16 protein-coding genes and 2 riboswitches are annotated in these 16,547 nt (G+C 40.9%); all 16 genes read right to left on the minus strand.

What is annotated here, in order from left to right:
• Window positions 1–49: 49 nt before the first annotated feature.
• The 16 genes from LQ226_RS15615 to LQ226_RS15690 all read right to left on the minus strand — a co-directional run bounded on the left by LQ226_RS15615 (window position 50) and on the right by LQ226_RS15690 (window position 16,317).
• The gene (locus LQ226_RS15615; RefSeq protein ID WP_231418891.1) at window positions 50–1,618 is read right to left on the minus strand and encodes a Na+/H+ antiporter NhaC family protein; all 1,569 of its coding nucleotides are present in this window, start codon (window positions 1,616–1,618) and stop codon (window positions 50–52) included.
• A 240-nt stretch (window positions 1,619–1,858) separates the two neighbouring features.
• Window positions 1,859–2,043, minus strand: a riboswitch (Lysine riboswitch).
• Between the two features lie 61 nt (window positions 2,044–2,104).
• Window positions 2,105–2,893, minus strand: coding sequence for a sporulation protein YunB (yunB, locus tag LQ226_RS15620; protein WP_231418892.1), 789 nt, complete (start codon window positions 2,891–2,893; stop codon window positions 2,105–2,107).
• A gap of 54 nt (window positions 2,894–2,947) precedes the next feature.
• Complete coding sequence (locus LQ226_RS15625; protein ID WP_231418893.1) at window positions 2,948–4,048, minus strand: HD-GYP domain-containing protein; 1,101 nt, start codon at window positions 4,046–4,048, stop codon at window positions 2,948–2,950.
• Window positions 4,049–4,142: 94 nt separating this feature from the next.
• Entirely contained in the window at window positions 4,143–4,457 is a 315-nt protein-coding gene (locus LQ226_RS15630; protein ID WP_231418894.1) for a YunC family protein, read from the minus strand.
• 56 nt (window positions 4,458–4,513) lie between these two features.
• Entirely contained in the window at window positions 4,514–5,905 is a 1,392-nt protein-coding gene (locus LQ226_RS15635) for a bifunctional metallophosphatase/5'-nucleotidase (protein ID WP_231418895.1), read from the minus strand.
• A 12-nt stretch (window positions 5,906–5,917) separates the two neighbouring features.
• Window positions 5,918–6,727 (minus strand): sulfite exporter TauE/SafE family protein, encoded by an 810-nt coding sequence (locus tag LQ226_RS15640; protein WP_231418896.1) that lies wholly within the window; start codon window positions 6,725–6,727, stop codon window positions 5,918–5,920.
• Window positions 6,728–7,390: 663 nt separating this feature from the next.
• The gene (gene sufB / locus LQ226_RS15645; RefSeq protein ID WP_231418897.1) at window positions 7,391–8,788 is read right to left on the minus strand and encodes a Fe-S cluster assembly protein SufB; all 1,398 of its coding nucleotides are present in this window, start codon (window positions 8,786–8,788) and stop codon (window positions 7,391–7,393) included.
• A 37-nt stretch (window positions 8,789–8,825) separates the two neighbouring features.
• Window positions 8,826–9,266, minus strand: coding sequence for a Fe-S cluster assembly sulfur transfer protein SufU (gene sufU, locus LQ226_RS15650; protein WP_231418898.1), 441 nt, complete (start codon window positions 9,264–9,266; stop codon window positions 8,826–8,828).
• The gene (locus LQ226_RS15655; RefSeq protein WP_231418899.1) at window positions 9,256–10,476 is read right to left on the minus strand and encodes a cysteine desulfurase; all 1,221 of its coding nucleotides are present in this window, start codon (window positions 10,474–10,476) and stop codon (window positions 9,256–9,258) included. Before LQ226_RS15655 ends, sufU begins: the two co-directional genes overlap by 11 nt.
• Window positions 10,476–11,786, minus strand: a complete 1,311-nt coding sequence (gene sufD / locus LQ226_RS15660; protein WP_231418900.1) for a Fe-S cluster assembly protein SufD — start codon at window positions 11,784–11,786, stop codon at window positions 10,476–10,478. The genes LQ226_RS15655 and sufD overlap by 1 nt, the downstream gene beginning before the upstream one ends.
• Before the next feature lie 18 nt (window positions 11,787–11,804).
• Window positions 11,805–12,590 (minus strand): Fe-S cluster assembly ATPase SufC, encoded by a 786-nt coding sequence (gene sufC, locus LQ226_RS15665; RefSeq protein ID WP_231418901.1) that lies wholly within the window; start codon window positions 12,588–12,590, stop codon window positions 11,805–11,807.
• Window positions 12,591–12,941: 351 nt separating this feature from the next.
• Complete coding sequence (locus tag LQ226_RS15670) at window positions 12,942–13,118, minus strand: YuzK family famiily protein (RefSeq protein ID WP_231418902.1); 177 nt, start codon at window positions 13,116–13,118, stop codon at window positions 12,942–12,944.
• A gap of 200 nt (window positions 13,119–13,318) precedes the next feature.
• Window positions 13,319–13,675 (minus strand): carboxymuconolactone decarboxylase family protein, encoded by a 357-nt coding sequence (locus LQ226_RS15675; RefSeq protein WP_231418903.1) that lies wholly within the window; start codon window positions 13,673–13,675, stop codon window positions 13,319–13,321.
• Between the two features lie 87 nt (window positions 13,676–13,762).
• On the minus strand, window positions 13,763–14,611 hold the full coding sequence (locus LQ226_RS15680; protein ID WP_231418904.1) for a MetQ/NlpA family ABC transporter substrate-binding protein: 849 nt from the start codon (window positions 14,609–14,611) through the stop codon (window positions 13,763–13,765).
• Window positions 14,612–14,627: 16 nt separating this feature from the next.
• A complete protein-coding gene (locus tag LQ226_RS15685; RefSeq protein ID WP_231418905.1) occupies window positions 14,628–15,296 on the minus strand; it encodes a methionine ABC transporter permease in 669 nt (222 codons plus the stop codon).
• Window positions 15,286–16,317: a methionine ABC transporter ATP-binding protein gene (locus tag LQ226_RS15690; protein WP_231418906.1), complete on the minus strand. Its 1,032-nt coding sequence runs from the start codon at window positions 16,315–16,317 to the stop codon at window positions 15,286–15,288. The genes LQ226_RS15685 and LQ226_RS15690 overlap by 11 nt, the downstream gene beginning before the upstream one ends.
• A gap of 122 nt (window positions 16,318–16,439) precedes the next feature.
• Window positions 16,440–16,545, minus strand: a riboswitch (SAM riboswitch).
• Window positions 16,546–16,547: the final 2 nt, after the last annotated feature.

The following is a 16,547-nucleotide window of genomic DNA, read 5'->3' on the forward strand; positions in this document are numbered from 1 at the left end:
TCCATAAAAAAAGTCCGTTATGTATGATACATAACGGACTTTTTGATCTTTAAGCAGTTTTCGATTCGTTTACTTCTGAAGGTTTCCCTTTTGGATTAACAGCAAATACTATAAGCACTACAAGTAGAAGGGTAATCACAAGGGATAGGAATGCGCTAGATGTCATGCCATAAACCATGTATCCAACAGCAGTGGCTCCGGCACTAATTAGTGCATATGGCAACTGCGTCATAACGTGATCAATGTGGTTCGACCCTGCACCTGTAGAAGATAGGATGGATGTATCTGAGATCGGTGAACAGTGATCCCCAAACACACTTCCGGCTAACACGGCTGCTAAAGCAGGCAAGAACATGCTGACATCTGTGTTTGCTGCAATATTACCTGCTATCGGAAGCATAATCCCAAATGTTCCCCAAGAAGTTCCTGTTGAGAAGGCCATACCACCAGATACTAAGAAAACAAGCAATGGCAAGTAAGACGGATTAATATTTAAGGATTCAAATTGATTCGCTAAAAACTCCCCTGTTTCAAGTTCACCAATAATCGCTCCGATCATCCAAGCAAAGACCAAAATATAAATAGCAGGCAGCATTGCTTTAGAACCTTCTAATCCCACTTTTCCAAGAGATGATTTATCTCCAGGTTGAGCAACATACAGAACAAATCCACTAAGAGCTGCAAATAGGCCGCCAGCAAACAATGAACGGTTCACATTTGTATTCTTGAAGATTTCAAGAATCGTTACGTTCCCCTCTGTCCCTTGAATGCCTGTAATCACCATTGCGACAATCGTAGCTAGAATTAATACGATAATGGGTACAATAAGATGGTAAACGCGTCCGCTTTGAACGTCTTTAAATTCATTGTTTAAATCACCAGGAACATCTTTTGATTGGTCAACCAATTCCCCATTATATTCTGCTTTTTGCTCATGCTTCTTCATAGCGCCGATATCGAATTTGCGATAGATCGTTAAGAACACAAGTAAAATAGCAGCGAATACATATAGGTTCATTGGAATCATTTTAACAAAGGCTTCTAAGCCACTAAATTGGGTTAGCTCATTGGTAGCAATAATAGTTCCAATGGTTCCAATAATATAAGCACCCCAGCTTGAAATCGGAGAAATAACCGTAATCGGTGCTGAAGTAGAGTCAATCAAATAAGCAAGCTTTGCTCTTGATACTTTATAACGGTCCGTTAAAGGTCGTGCTACAGAACCAATGGCCAAACTATTGAAGTAGTCATCAATGAAAATAATAATACCTAGTACAGCTGGCATGGCTTGAGCACCTTTTCGTGTTTTCACACGTTGGATGGCCCATTCTCCGAAAGCACGACTACCACCAGAAGCTGTCATAAACGCTGTGGTAATCCCTAGTAATAGTAAAAAGCTGAGTAAGAATAAATTCCCTAAATTAAGGGCACCGTCCACATAGAAAATGGTATAGAATTGCTTCCATACTTCAGATAAGGTTGCGGACAAGGAAAAGTCGTGGAGCATAAAAGCACCTAGTAAAATGCCAACTCCTAATGAAATGAGTACTCGTCTTGTCACAAGAACTAAGACAAGCATAACTAGTGGTGGAATAAGTGAGTAAATCGTTCCTTCCATCTTTTCGTTCCCTCCGTGTTGTTGAGTTATTCGTCTCCTTCGTGTTACAGGCCTGATGTCTCTTGAAGGAAAGGAACGATGGACATGACGACGCAAGTACTGTCGAGCTCAGATTGGTGTGGTAATCTGGCTTTAAAATGCAGAAGAGTAAGAGGAAATAAAAAAACAGCAAATAATGATAGAGAAAATAACCTATCATTACCTGCTGTTTTATAGCAAATAATATTGTTATCCTCCATCTCGATCAGTAGCGCATCATGCAATCCAACGTCCGGTTTGCATGACAGTACATTCTCTATTCGGGAATGCACCAGCGTAAGAAAGATTGACGCTTCGTTACGCTTCGGCAAGTAGCCCTTTCGCCAGTTCTCATTGTTGTCATCCTCAAACTGGTTACTTATGCTAAATGCACCTCTACCTCATCGATATGATAAGGGTAGATGAAATTTAATTTTTGTGTAAGACATGTATTATCATAACAAGATTTTAAGGTCCTGGCAAGGGGTTTGTTGGAACTTCGATAGAAGGATTCATCCCACCGCCACCGCCATTATAAAAATCAGGTACCTTTCCAATAATGACGTTATGAGCAATAGGAACTTCTGTATCTACCGTAATTAATTTAGTCGAAAACGGTAATAAAACCTGTAAGTTGACTTCAACTTTCAGATCTATATCCACAACAAGCATATTGATTCCGTATTCTTTTTCTTCTTTCACCGCATCCGCCTTTACATTTCCGATATACGTAAAATGAACAGGAATTTCTGGTCCTAAATTTGATAATAGCGTGTTCCCTGTGGCTTGCCCTAAAGGAATGCGTGCAATCGTCCGCTTGTCTTGCACAATTTCTGAATTTGTTTCTTCTGGTTGATCATAGTCCACGTCATAGGAAATGCCAGGATCAGGATCTTCTCCCTCTCCTAACCTTGTTAAGTATTGATTAACGCGAAATAGGGTATCTCGAGTGACTTTGTTAATGGCAGCCGAATTAAATCCGGCTGAAACAACATTCCCTTGATCATCATACGTATATTGAACGAGATCATTAACATTCAAATCCTCAGCCATCTTTTTACTGACGGTTTCTGCAATGGCTTCTTTGGCAAATTGTTCTGTTCTGGCTTCTGCGATTTCCATAATCTTAGGTTCAATTCCTTTATTTATAATCCATAAGCTAACAAATGTGCTTATGAGAAAAAACATAAATGTAATGATAAAGATTTGTCTGGCTGGAGGTGGTGCCATTGTTCCCTTTCGCCTATTTCTCCCCATATTAAAAACCCCCTCTCCTCATTCTTATGCAAGATGAGGACAGGGATTGACTGTTTATTTTGTTTTTCCAACCAACGTCGTATCACATTCCGTAATCATGAGATTGAGTTCCTTTCCTAAATCTACCTCATAATAAGGAACGACAGCTTTTCCGTTCTCTTCTAATATCCTTATGTGAGGCCGGTCACTAACTTCAGTGTTTTGTCTAGAAACTACCCCTTTTCGCCCATCACTTAATGTGACACTTAATCCGTTCGGATAAACCGCTACACTTCTCCTAAATGCTTGAATCATATGTAAATCAAACTTCGTGCCAGAACCGGCATATAAAATCTCTAGACCTTCATGAGGAAGCATAGCTCTTCTGTAGACTCGGTTACTTGTGACGGCATCAAAGACATCTGCGATTGCCAAAATCTTAGCATAGTAATGAATATCTTTATCGCACAACCCCCGTGGATAACCAGAACCATCAAGTCTTTCATGATGTTGATAAGCACAGTGTGCAGCGACCAAGGACACACTCGGGGCCGCCCGGAGGATATTAAAGCCGGCCTCTGAATGCTCTTTAATAAGTTTAAATTCTTCATCATTCAACTTTCCAGGTTTGAGCAAAACTTCTCTTGGAACTTTCACCTTCCCAACATCATGCAAAATCGCGCCAAACCCAAGCTCTTCTAACTTCTTAGAAGGTAACCCAAGTTCCGTGCCTAACGCTAATGTATAAATTGTTACATTAAGAGAATGAGTGAAAATATAGTCATCGTATGTAAATACATCTGAAAGCAACGAGACAGCCTTCTTGTGACCCTGAATATCTGATAGGATCTTCCGGACTACATCTTTCATCTTTTCCCCTGTACGATCGAAGATAAATGAATCTTTAATATTTGATGACTTAATCTTATCAAACGTATCCGTAATGCGGTCAATCGCTTGATTACGGACCTGATCTGAAATGGGGAACTCCGTCACAATATCATTTGTGGCCTCATCTTCTATGTAAACATAGGTAACTCCGTAATCATTTAGCCGTTCAATCATCTTATTTGTTAATAATACACCCGAATGGATCAGAACCTTCCCTTTGTCATTATGAATCGGCTTAGCGAGTTCATGACCTGCTTCTAAAGAAAACGTTGATAGTAATCTCATAACACCCCAACCTTATATAAAGCTTATCTCAGTATTCTTCCACTTATGTAAACCGAGAGAACCTGAACCTCAAACTCCCCCGGACAGGCCTTGATTAGTCGTCATCTTTCGCCAACTTTAACATAGCCTCTTTCCCAATCATTCCCTCTTCCCAACCGAAAGCTTTTGAGCCTATTGTGATTTTCTCTAAAGGAGCTTCCAAAAGATCTTGTATTGTGCGTACTCCTACCGCTCTTCCCGCTACAATATTTCGATCAGACAGCTTTTCATTTAATAAATCCACATCTAAAGCTCCGCACATGATGTAGCCTTTATCATGAGTAACGACTAATAAATTCGTCTTTGGCAAAACAACAGAAACAGCTGTAAATGGCACTCCCTCAATCCATATCGGTTCGACCGTAACCATTGTAATCCACTCCCTTCTGCTACAATTTATGAAAGCAGCAAAAGAAAGTGCATGATTTAAGGCATTTGCTTTAGTGTTTCTCGTAATAGATCACGCAGTAACTCTGGCATAAAGTATTCTTTTTTCGGGCTATTCGCGATCTCCGGCAAAAGACGTCCAAACGTAAACGTATCACCAGTAGCCACCGAATACGTGTGGGTCGGATCAATCTTCTCCCCTTCAATCATGACACTTGTTACGTATTCCTGGCCGTCTTGAGCCTTTTCGCTTTGCACTTCTATTCCTGCAAAGACCATACGCCCAATTACTTCACCCCGAAACCCAAAGCCTTTTAGTTTCAGTTCCATAAAACGTTTAGCATGAGCCTGACGAATAACTTCCATAAGCTGATCTCCTCGTAGCTCAACTTTACAAGGATTCATGGGATGAGGACATTTCTGATGGATCGCTCCTCTTGTAACAGGCCCTTGAGGAAACCCTTCTAGCAAGACACCAGCATTTAACATCGCAACATCTGCGTCTGTCCACTTTTGCAGTGTCTCTACAAAACGTTTCATTAGCTCAGACGTTTGAAACCAATTGGCATTTTGATCTTGGCTTAAATGGGTCACCGTTTCATGTAACATGCCAGAAGCTTTATTTGCGTAATCTTCAATTATCTGCTTCGTTTCCTGATCTTCACTTTGCGTTTCTAGAGAATAAGCACTGGCAGACTTACGAGCTACTTCTTTATTATCCTGATCCCATACTAAAGCAACTTGACCCACGTACATTCCGTGCTTACCCGCTGCGGATAAAAGCGTTCCATTAATAAATTCACCATCTTTAAATAAATGGTGGGTATGACCCCCAATAATCACGTCTATGGCAGGGTAACGATTTGCAATCTCTTCATCATCATTAATACCAAGGTGCGACAATAACACTATAATATCCGACTCCTCTTCCACCTCTTCTATTAAGGCGTCAAGCTTATCAAATGGAGAAACCACTTCCCACCCTAACTGCTTGTAAAAGGAGTAAAAAGGCGCTGTTAAACCAATGACGGCAATTCTTGTGCCTTGTGAAGTCGTCTGAATGGTATAAGGCTTTAACCACGCTGGATCAAGGTTATGGGTTGCTGATAAGTTTGCACAGATTACGTCAAATTGAGCTTCATCATATAACGAGTATAAATCCTCGTGTCTTAAAGTAATCCCTTCGTTATTCCCTAAAGTAACCCAGTTATAACCTGCTTTATTCAATAAATCAATATTTGCTTTCCCCATCATCGCTTCTGAAATAGGATGAAACCGATCAACATGGTCTCCTACATCTAATAGAAACATATCTTCATCCATTTTCTTATGATGATTCTTCCGATCTTTCCAATGCCCCACAATACGAGGCCAATTCTCAAAATGGCTATGTAAATCGTTTGTATAATAAAGATAAATGTTTTCCTTCATCTAATCGACTCCTTACCTAATTCCATCCCAAATTAAGCGAATACCGATTAAAATGAGAATGATTCGTAAAATCCATTCCACCGTTTTCCCATTCATTCTTTGGTTTACCTTTGCCCCCATTGTCCCACCAATCCAGGCACCAGGTATAAAACATAACGTATAAATCCACGGAACATGCCCCAAAAGAATGTGGGTACTTGAGCTTGAAATACTAAGAAAGAATATAATAAACATGGAAGTTGCTGTTGCCACATGAGCTGGCAAACCAAACAGAAGTATCATAGCAGGCACCATAAGAGAACCGCCGCCAATACCAAATAAGCCCGACAAGGATCCCACAAAGAATGCCATAAAAAACCCACCAATGACAGGAATCTGATAATGATAGGTGGTTTCATTCAACGTGAAAGAACGCTGAATATGAAGCTTCTTCTCTTCTGTAGATGGTTCTGATCGTTTAGGTCTTGGTAAGAAGAATAACAGGGATATAACAATCATAAGAGCTCCAAAAGCTATGGAGAACAAATCCTTCTCAACAAATTGATTAAACCAAGATCCAAACACACCACCAGGCAAACATCCAACTAAAAAAATCAATCCGGTCTTATAGTCAATGCGCCTACTTTTCCAGTACGCAATCGTTGAAGAAAGTCCAGTAAAGATCATCACGACTACTGAGATCCCTACAATCTTCTGTGGGGTCGCCCACTCAAATGCATCAGATATATTGTGTAAAAACAGCATAGACGGGACTAAAATGGTACCTCCGCCAATGCCTGCAATACTGCCAACAAAAGCTGTGAAAAAACCTATAATCAACATGATAAGAGCAACCAACACACACAATTCCTTTCCATAAACAATTACTCATTCTATCATTATCTTACCACCTTTTTCAGTTTAAAAACATGAGGAAAGCCACGTGTTCCACATAAGCCATCATATATGGTCCTCCTTAAGTTGAGAGAATGTTTCCGTTAGCTTTAGTCTGGGTGTAAGGTGGTTCGGTTTCCGCGGCCCCACACGAGGTTTGGAAAAGGTGATAAGCCTTTGGAAAAAAGATAGCTTGTCTCGCTAGGCCCTCCACGCTGGAACTAGGCTGGCTCCACTTGCCGCAGGAGTCTCGCGATTTCCCGAACCAACACTCCAAATTAATAATGGAATGGTGACTCTCACTTAAGCTGCGGGGCCGTTATTCAAATGAAGGCAGGGCTTGCCCGGGGACGACGAGATTCCCGCGGGGTAAAGAGCCTAGGGAAGACCTCGGAAGGCGGCCTGCCGTCTGAGGAGGCTTCCGAGCTCCCCGCAGGAAAGCGAGTTGTCCCCGGGCAAGCCCAAGCACTCATCAAATGTAGTAACGGCCCGATTTCCACTCAACTACCTCAGCATAGAGATCCCAATATCAAACAGAGCCATACAAAAAGAGGACGAAATCGGGTTGATTTCGTCCTCTTATAAAGTCTATTCGTTTATAACGAATACAGCTTAACCGATTGAACCTTCCATTTCGAATTTGATCAGACGGTTCATTTCGACTGCGTATTCCATTGGAAGTTCTTTCGTGAATGGCTCGATGAAGCCCATTACGATCATTTCTGTCGCTTCTTCTTCAGAAAGTCCGCGGCTCATTAGATAGAACAGCTGCTCTTCAGAAACTTTAGAAACTTTCGCTTCGTGCTCAAGAGAGATGTTTTCGTTCATAATCTCGTTGTAAGGGATTGTATCTGATTTAGATTTGTTATCCATAATCAGCGTGTCACATTCAACGTTAGAACGGGCACCTTCCGCTTTACGACCGAATTGAACAATACCACGATACGTTACGTTACCACCTTGTTTAGAGATGGATTTGGATACGATTGTAGAAGACGTATTTGGTGCTAAGTGAATCATTTTCGCACCAGCATCTTGGTGTTGTCCCTTACCAGCAAGGGCAATTGAAAGAGTCATACCGCGTGCGCCTTCGCCTTTAAGAACAACAGACGGATATTTCATCGTTAACTTAGAACCTAAGTTACCGTCGATCCATTCCATTGTTGCATTCTCTTCAGCAACCGCACGTTTTGTAACCAAGTTATAAACGTTGTTTGCCCAGTTTTGGATAGTTGTATAACGGCAGTAACCGCCTTTTTTGACATTAATCTCAACAACTGCACTGTGAAGAGAGTTTGTTGTATACACAGGTGCTGTACAACCTTCTACATAGTGTACAGAAGCACCTTCATCCACAATAATTAACGTACGCTCAAACTGACCCATATTTTCCGAGTTAATACGGAAGTAGGCTTGTAGTGGTGTTTCAACTTTTACGCCTTTTGGTACGTAAATGAAAGAACCACCAGACCATACTGCAGAGTTTAGTGCCGAGAACTTGTTATCTGCAGGTGGAATCACTTTACCAAAGTGCTCACGGAAGATCTCTTCATCTTCTTTAAGAGCTGTATCCGTGTCTTTGAATATGATTCCTTGTTCTTCTAAGTCTTCCTGCATGTTGTGGTATACAACTTCAGATTCATACTGAGCGGATACACCTGCAAGATACTTTTGTTCTGCCTCAGGAATACCTAATTTATCAAACGTTTGCTTAATCTCATCAGGTACCTCATCCCAAGAACGTTCAGACTTCTCAGATGGTTTTACGTAATACGTAATCTCATCAAAGTCTAATTCGTTTAAGTCGCCGCCCCATTGTGGCATTGGCATCTTATAGAATTGTTTAAGAGCTTTTAAGCGGAAATCAAGCATCCACTCTGGCTCATCTTTCTGTCTAGAGATCTCACGTACAATTTCTTCAGTCAGTCCACGCTCTGTGCGGAAAATCGAAACGTCTTTGTCATGAAACCCGTACTTATACTCGCCGACCTCAGGTGCTTTTTTAGCCATCGGTCAAAACCTCCTTTAGGTGGTATATCACAAAAACTTATTCCTTTTCGTCTACACCTTTTTCCATTGCTTTCCACGCTAAGGTTGCACATTTAATACGTGCAGGGAATTTAGAAACGCCTTGTAACGCTTGAATGTCACCTAACTCATCTTCCATGTCTTCACTAATTTCTTTCCCTTGCATAATATCAGAGAAAACGTGAGACATCTTTACAGCTTCATCAACGCTTTTGCCTTTAATGGCTTGGGTCATCATTGAAGCTGAAGACATAGAGATCGAACAACCTTCACCGTCAAACTTCGCTTCTTGAACAATGCCATCCTCTACTTGCAGCTGTAGCTGAATGCGATCACCGCAAGTAGGGTTATTCATATCTACAGTTAAATGGTCCCCTTCAAGAGCTCCCTTATTACGAGGATTCTTGTAGTGGTCCATAATCACTTGTCTGTATAATTGGTCGAGATTATTAAAAGACATCTCCGAAAAACTCCTTTGTCTTTTGTAATCCATCGACAAATGCATCGATGTCTTCCTCTGTATTGTATACATAGAAGCTAGCACGAGCTGTCGCTGAGACATTTAACCATTTCATTAACGGTTGAGCACAGTGGTGCCCAGCACGTACGGCAATGCCTTCCGCATCCAATACAGTAGCAACATCATGTGGGTGAACATCATCTAAATTAAATGTAATCAGCCCAGCACGATCTTCTGGTCCATAAATGGTAACACCTTCAATGGTTTGCAGTCGATCCATAGCGTATTGAGCTAACCGCTTCTCATGGGCTTCAATTTCATCAAGTCCCACTTCTTCTAAGAAATCAATGGAAGCACCTAATCCAATTGCTCCTGCAATTATCGGTGTACCCCCTTCAAACTTCCAAGGAAGCTCTTTCCACGTAGAATCATACAGTCCTACGAAATCGATCATTTCGCCACCAAACTCAACAGGTTCCATGTCTTGAAGAAGAGATTTCTTCCCATAAAGTACACCAATGCCTGTTGGGCCTCCCATCTTATGACCAGAAAAGGCGAAGAAATCGCAATCTAATTCTTGCACATCAATACGCATATGCGGTGCACTTTGAGCTCCATCCACCAACATAACTGCTCCATTTTCATGTGCAATTTCCGCGATCTCTTTAATAGGGTTAATCGTACCAAGCACATTTGATACATGCATCATGGCTACGATCTTCGTATTAGCTGTAATCGTCTCTTTTACATCTTCTAGAGAAATCGTTCCATCTTCCTGAAGAGGAATGTACTTAAGAGTAGCTCCAGTAGCCTTTGCTGTTTGTTGCCAAGGAATGATATTACTATGATGCTCCATCGGAGTGATGACAATTTCATCACCCTCTTGGAGGTTATTTCGTCCGTAACTATAAGCAACCGTGTTAATGGAAGTCGTTGTTCCTCGAGTGAAGATCACTTCTTCCGTACTGTTTGCATTAATAAATTTACGAACCTTTTCTCGGGCACCCTCGTAACCATCTGTAGCTCGCGTACCAAGAGTGTGAACACCTCGGTGTACGTTAGAGTTGTAGCCTCGATAGTACTCATCCACTGCCTCAATCACTGATTGAGGCTTTTGGGATGTTGCTGCACTATCTAAATAAACCAATGGATGTCCGTTTACTTCCTGATCTAAGATCGGGAACTGCTTACGAACCTGGTTAATATCCATTAGTATACTTTCCTTTCAATCACATCACGTAGTTGATTCTTCACCGCTTCGATTGGAAGTTGGTTTACAACAGGTGCAAGGAAACCGTGAATAACAAGACGTTCTGCTTCATGTTGTGGAATACCACGACTCATTAGATAGTAAAGCTGTACTGGATCAACGCGACCAACAGATGCTGCGTGACCTGCTGTTACATCATCTTCTTCGATAAGAAGGATTGGGTTTGCATCACCACGAGCCTTATCACTTAGCATAAGAACACGAGATTCTTGTTCTGCGTTCGATTTAGAAGCGCCATTTTCAATCTTACCGATTCCGTTAAAGATTGAGCTAGCACTTTCTTTCATAACGCCGTGCTGAAGGATATACCCATCTGTGTCTTTGCCATAGTGAACGATTTTCGCAGTGAAGTTCTGCTTTTGTTCTCCTCGGCCCACTGTTACCGTCTTCGCATTAGCATGAGCGCCATCGCCCATTAAATACGTAACGTTTTCAGATACGGTGTTCCCATCGTTCATCTGACCAAGCGCCCACTGAATCTGAGCATCACGTTCAGCTACACCACGACGGTTCACATAAGTTGTTGTACCTTTTGCAAAGTTATCAACTGCACCGAAGGAAACCTTAGAATTTCCTTTTGCAATGACTTCTGTAACGATATTGGCTACCGTTTCTTGTGCTTCATTATCGCTGATATAGTTCTCAACATACGTTAGGGAACTTCCTTCTTCAGCTACCACAAGGATATGGTTATAAAGCGCCGCCTCATCATCTTCTTGCCAGAAAATAGACTGAATTGGTTCTTCAATTACAACATTTTTAGGTACATAAACAAATACCCCGCCGTTCATAAGTGCTGCATGCAGCGCTGTAAGGCGATTCTCATCTACCATAACACCATCTGTCATGTAATACTTTTGAACAAGCTCACTGTGTTCCGATAATGCAGTGAAGATGTCCGTGAACACGACACCTTTATCTTTTAAATCCTGAGATAAAGAAGAGTAAGCCACCGTATGGTTACGCTGAATCACAAGGTTCTGCTCTTTCTTCTCTACATCAAGGAAACTTTGAATCTTTTGCGGTAATTCTTCTAGTGAAGAAATCGTTTGACCTTGTGCCTCATGTTTAAAACGAGAAAAGTTCCATTTATCAATTTTCGTTTTATCAGGCTTCGGCATTGGGAGCGTATCAGCTTGTTCCAACGCGTTTACACGAAGGTCTGTCATCCATTTAGGTTCATTTCGTTTCTCTGAAAATTGGCTGACATATTGTTTATCGAATGGAAGTTGTTGTGTTTCAACAGTCATGATATCCCTCCTAACTGATTACGCTTCTTGACCTACTGTTTCGTCTTCAATGCCTAGTTCTTGCTTGATCCAGTCATAGCCTTCTTCTTCTAGTCGCTTAGCTAATTCAGGACCACCTGATTTCACTACGCGACCTTGCATCATTACGTGTACTTTATCTGGTGTGATGTAGTCTAACAGACGCTGATAGTGAGTAATGATTAGGCAACCGAATGCTTCATCACGCATTTTGTTAATACCTTTAGAAACCACTTTAAGTGCGTCGATATCAAGACCAGAGTCAATCTCATCAAGGATTGCGATAGCTGGCTTAAGCATCATAAGCTGAAGAATCTCATTACGTTTCTTCTCACCGCCAGAGAAACCTTCATTCAGGTAACGCTGTGCCATGTTTTTATCCATTTCAAGTTCATCCATATTTCCGTCCATTTCTTTGATGAACTTCATAAGGTTGATTTCGTCGCCTTCCTCACGGCGAGCATTAATAGAAGAACGAAGGAAATCAGAGTTTGTTACACCACTAATTTCACTTGGGTACTGCATAGCTAAGAAAAGGCCAGCTTGAGCACGCTCGTCTACTTCCATTTCTAGTACGTCTTTGCCGTCTAGGTGAATGCTTCCACCCGTGATCTCGTACTTAGGATGACCCATGACTGCAGATGCAAGCGTGGATTTACCTGTTCCGTTTGGACCCATGACAGCATGGAATTCGCCACCATTTATTGTAAGGTTTACACCCTTTAAGATTTGTTTACCTTCAATTTCTACATGAAGATCTTTAATTTCTAGTGTTGATCCTGCCATTTTGATACCTCCAATATGGTTTCTAACTATCGTAAATTAAGGATACGAAAAATGTATCGATTCTCAATCTATTCTCATTATAATTTTAAATCATTTCGAAAGTAATATCAACTTTTTACCACGCGGTATTATAAGTTATCCCTATCAAGGTAGTGGAAACTTATGAGGGGTTTAAAACGTGATTTTCGCCTATAAACTTCCTATATAATATAGTAACAACAAAACCATCAGATTGAAAACCACCTGCCCCTGGCTGATTTAGCTAAAATGCTACACTTAGGCCAAAAAAAATAAACAGGCGAAAACGTTCGCCTGCTACAATTTATAAGTAAAGCCTTTTATAAACAATATTTATCGATGGATTTGCCGATCAACTTCTGCTACAATTTGCCGACTTGCTTGGTACTCTGCTTCCCTACGCTGCTCTACCTTTAAACGTTGGTCGATTCGGCGACTATACTCTTGATAGCCTATTCCGTGAGACTGATGCATCGCCTTTTCCATCTCACTTGTGTAGTTTAAGTTCAATTGGTCACTAATAGTGAATCCATCCCTTCAATTGTTTTCCAATTTAGTTTAGCATAAACCTTATTCCCAGAACAAAGTCCATATAAACGCGATTTAAAGGGTGGTTTGACAATTTACAAAACCTAAAAGCGATACCTTTTCGTACCCTAAAATACATCGAAATTGCTCTTACTTACTCTCATTTATGCAATTTTCAGATATTAATGCAGTTCCTGAATACTCTCATTTACCAGAGTTACAGCTTGACTTAAAGCTGCTCCTCCTCCAAAAGCTGCTGCCACACCGCACGCTTCCATCATCTCTTCTTTTGTGGCTCCATTATCAAGACAACCCTTAGAATGATAGATCATGCAATATTCATCTTGAGCTACAACTGCAATAGCTAAAGCCATCAATTGTTTATCTTTTTTTGAGATCTTGCCTTCTTTAAAGCAAGCCTCCGAAAATTCACTAAAATGATGAGCCAAGTCTGGCATTTCTTTTTGGAATAATCCCATACCATGCTTGTACGTAAGTAACGCTTTTTCCGTTGAGTTCTGTGCTTGATGTTGTTCCATAAAAAATCCCTCCCAGGATAAAAGTAACTACCACTATTATGAGCGATGAGTTTACATTCTATCCAAGGAGGGAGTAGATGGTTTTAATTATTTCACAGGTACAATAGCTCCATTATATTCTTCTTTAATGAATGTACGAATTTCTTCTGATTGAAGAACTTCTAAAACAGTTTGTAAAGCTTCACTATCTTTGTTTTCTGTTCTAGTCACAAGAAGGTTCGCGTATGGGGAGTCGTCCCCTTCAATAAACAAGGAATCTTCAGTCGGGTTTAAACCTGCTTCGATTGCATAGTTTGTATTAATGGCTACAAGTGCATCTTCTTCTCTCTCATAGTTCTGCGGTAGAAGACCGGCATCAACATCGGGACTGAATTTCAGATTTTTAGGGTTTTCTGCAATATCATCAATTTTAGCTGATTTCTTCTCTACGCCTTCCTTCAACGTAATTAGACCCTGCTTTTCGAATAATGAAAGAATACGACCATGCTCAGATTCAGAACGACGCATAATCACTTCAGTGCCTTCTGGAATCTCATCTATATCCGTAATGTTCTTTGAATATACGCCCATTGGTTCATTGTGAACAGGTCCAAGGCTTGTGAAATCGTAGTCAAATTCTTCTTTCTGTTCTTTTAAATAAGGCGTGTGTTGGAAATAGTTCGCATCAATTGCCCCACTAGCCAAATCTTTATTCGGAAGGATATATTCCGTATAGGTATCGATCTGAAGGTCAATTCCCTTATCTTTTAAAATCGGCTTAGCTTTCTCTAAGATTTCTGCGTGCGGTGTACTTGAAGCACCAATAACCACTTTTTCCAAATCTTCTGAGCCAGAATCTTCTGAGCCATTGCTACTTGAGTCCTCTTCAGCTGATCCACAAGCTGCAAGTGCGAAAATAAATAAAGCACTAAGGAATAACGTTAAAAACTTCTTCATTCTTTTTCTCTCCTTTTTATCGTTTATCTAATTTATTTGATATAAAATCTCCAACAAATTGGAATAGGAATACAATAATGACAATTAATATCGTTGCTAAGAAGACAACATCGAAATCCCAGCGCTGGAACCCTTTAAGGTAAGCCAGGTCTCCAAGGCCACCGGCTCCAATAACTCCGGCCATGGCTGAATAGCTAATTAAATTAATAGATGTTACCGTAATCCCCGAAACAAGGGCTGGCATCGATTCCGGAAGCAACACTTTAAATATAATCGTCGATGTCTTAGCTCCCATCGATTTAGCAGCTTCGATCACTCCCTTATCTACTTCTTTAAGAGCTATTTCTACGAGACGACCGTAGAAAGGAGCTGCACCAATAATTAAAGCTGGAAGCGCCGCATTCGGCCCTCTAATTGTCCCAATTAAAAACTCAGTGAAAGGGAATAAGAGTAAAATTAATATAATGAACGGAATCGCTCGAAACACGTTTACAATCGTAGCGACGATAAAGTTCAATGGTTTATTTGCCCATATGTTCTGCTTTGATGTTAAGTAAAGCAGAAGACCAAGTAGCAGTCCTAATATAAAGGTCCCTACTACTGAGAGAGCAGTCATATATAAGGTTTCTTTCGTAGCAGTGACAAGATCTTCTATATTAGCGTTTGGAAATAACTCATGAAACATTATGATTCACCTCAACTTCGACAGACGTTTCTGATATATACTGGATGGCTTTCTTGATATCTTCATCTGTTCCATCGATGTGAACAAACAGAGTTCCATAAGCACCCTTTTTAGTCTGAGTGATCTTCCCTTGCAAGATATTAAAGCTTACGGAAGGAAACTCCCTCGATACTTCACTAATGAGAGCCTGATTGGTTTTCTCACCCACAAAGTGCAAACGAACGACTTGCCCAGTTTGATACTCAGCTAGCATCGTTTCCATGGTGTCATCTTGCTCCTGGTCACCCATTATTTGCTCTACGAAGCGTTTCGTAACTTTCTCTTTAGGATGAAGGAAGACGTCTAATACATCCCCTTCTTCCACAACCTTTCCTTCTTCCATGACCGCGACCCTATGTGAAATTTTACGAATAACGTGCATTTCATGAGTAATGAGGATAATCGTTAAATCTAACTGTTCGTTAATGTTTACTAACAGATCTAAGATTTGATCCGTTGTCTCAGGATCTAAGGCAGAGGTTGCTTCATCACATAAGAGAACTTTTGGCCTGTTAGCCAGCGCCCTGGCAATACCGACACGTTGCTTTTGACCCCCGCTTAGTTGTGAAGGATAAGCATCTTCTCTTCCTGTTAAACCGACGAGTTTAATCAACTCATCTACACGCTCTTGACGCTCCTGTTTTGGTGTACCTGCTATTTCTAAAGGAAAAGCAATATTCTCTCTGACAGTGCGAGACCAAAGAAGGTTAAAGTGCTGAAATACCATTCCAATTTCCTGCCTTGCTTTCCGTAACTGTCCTGCTCTAAGGTTGGCTATGTCTTCCCCGTCTATTACAATCTCACCGCTTGTTGGATCCTCTAGTCGGTTAAGCAAGCGAATAAAAGTACTTTTACCAGCACCGCTATATCCGATTACTCCGTAAATTTCTCCTTTTTCGATGTTCAAATTCACATCATCAACCGCTTGAACTTGGTTTGTACCAGATTTGAAAACTTTCTGTAAATTCTTGATTGAGATCACGGTTGTTCCTCCTTTTCAAAAGCAATAACGCCCAGACCCTACCCTCTTCAAATATGGGTCCCTAATAAAAAAACCTTCCTATCCCACACGAGGACAGAAAGGTTTATCTAAACCGATTCGTCCTCTCATCTGTCTAAGCTATGCTTAGCAGGATTTGGCACCTTTCAAACAAAGTTTGATGGTTGCCGGGCTTCAAAGGGCCAGTCCCTCCACCTCTCGTGATAAGAGTA

This window comes from Pontibacillus sp. HN14 (assembly GCF_021129245.1).
Lineage (GTDB): Bacteria > Bacillota > Bacilli > Bacillales > BH030062 > Pontibacillus.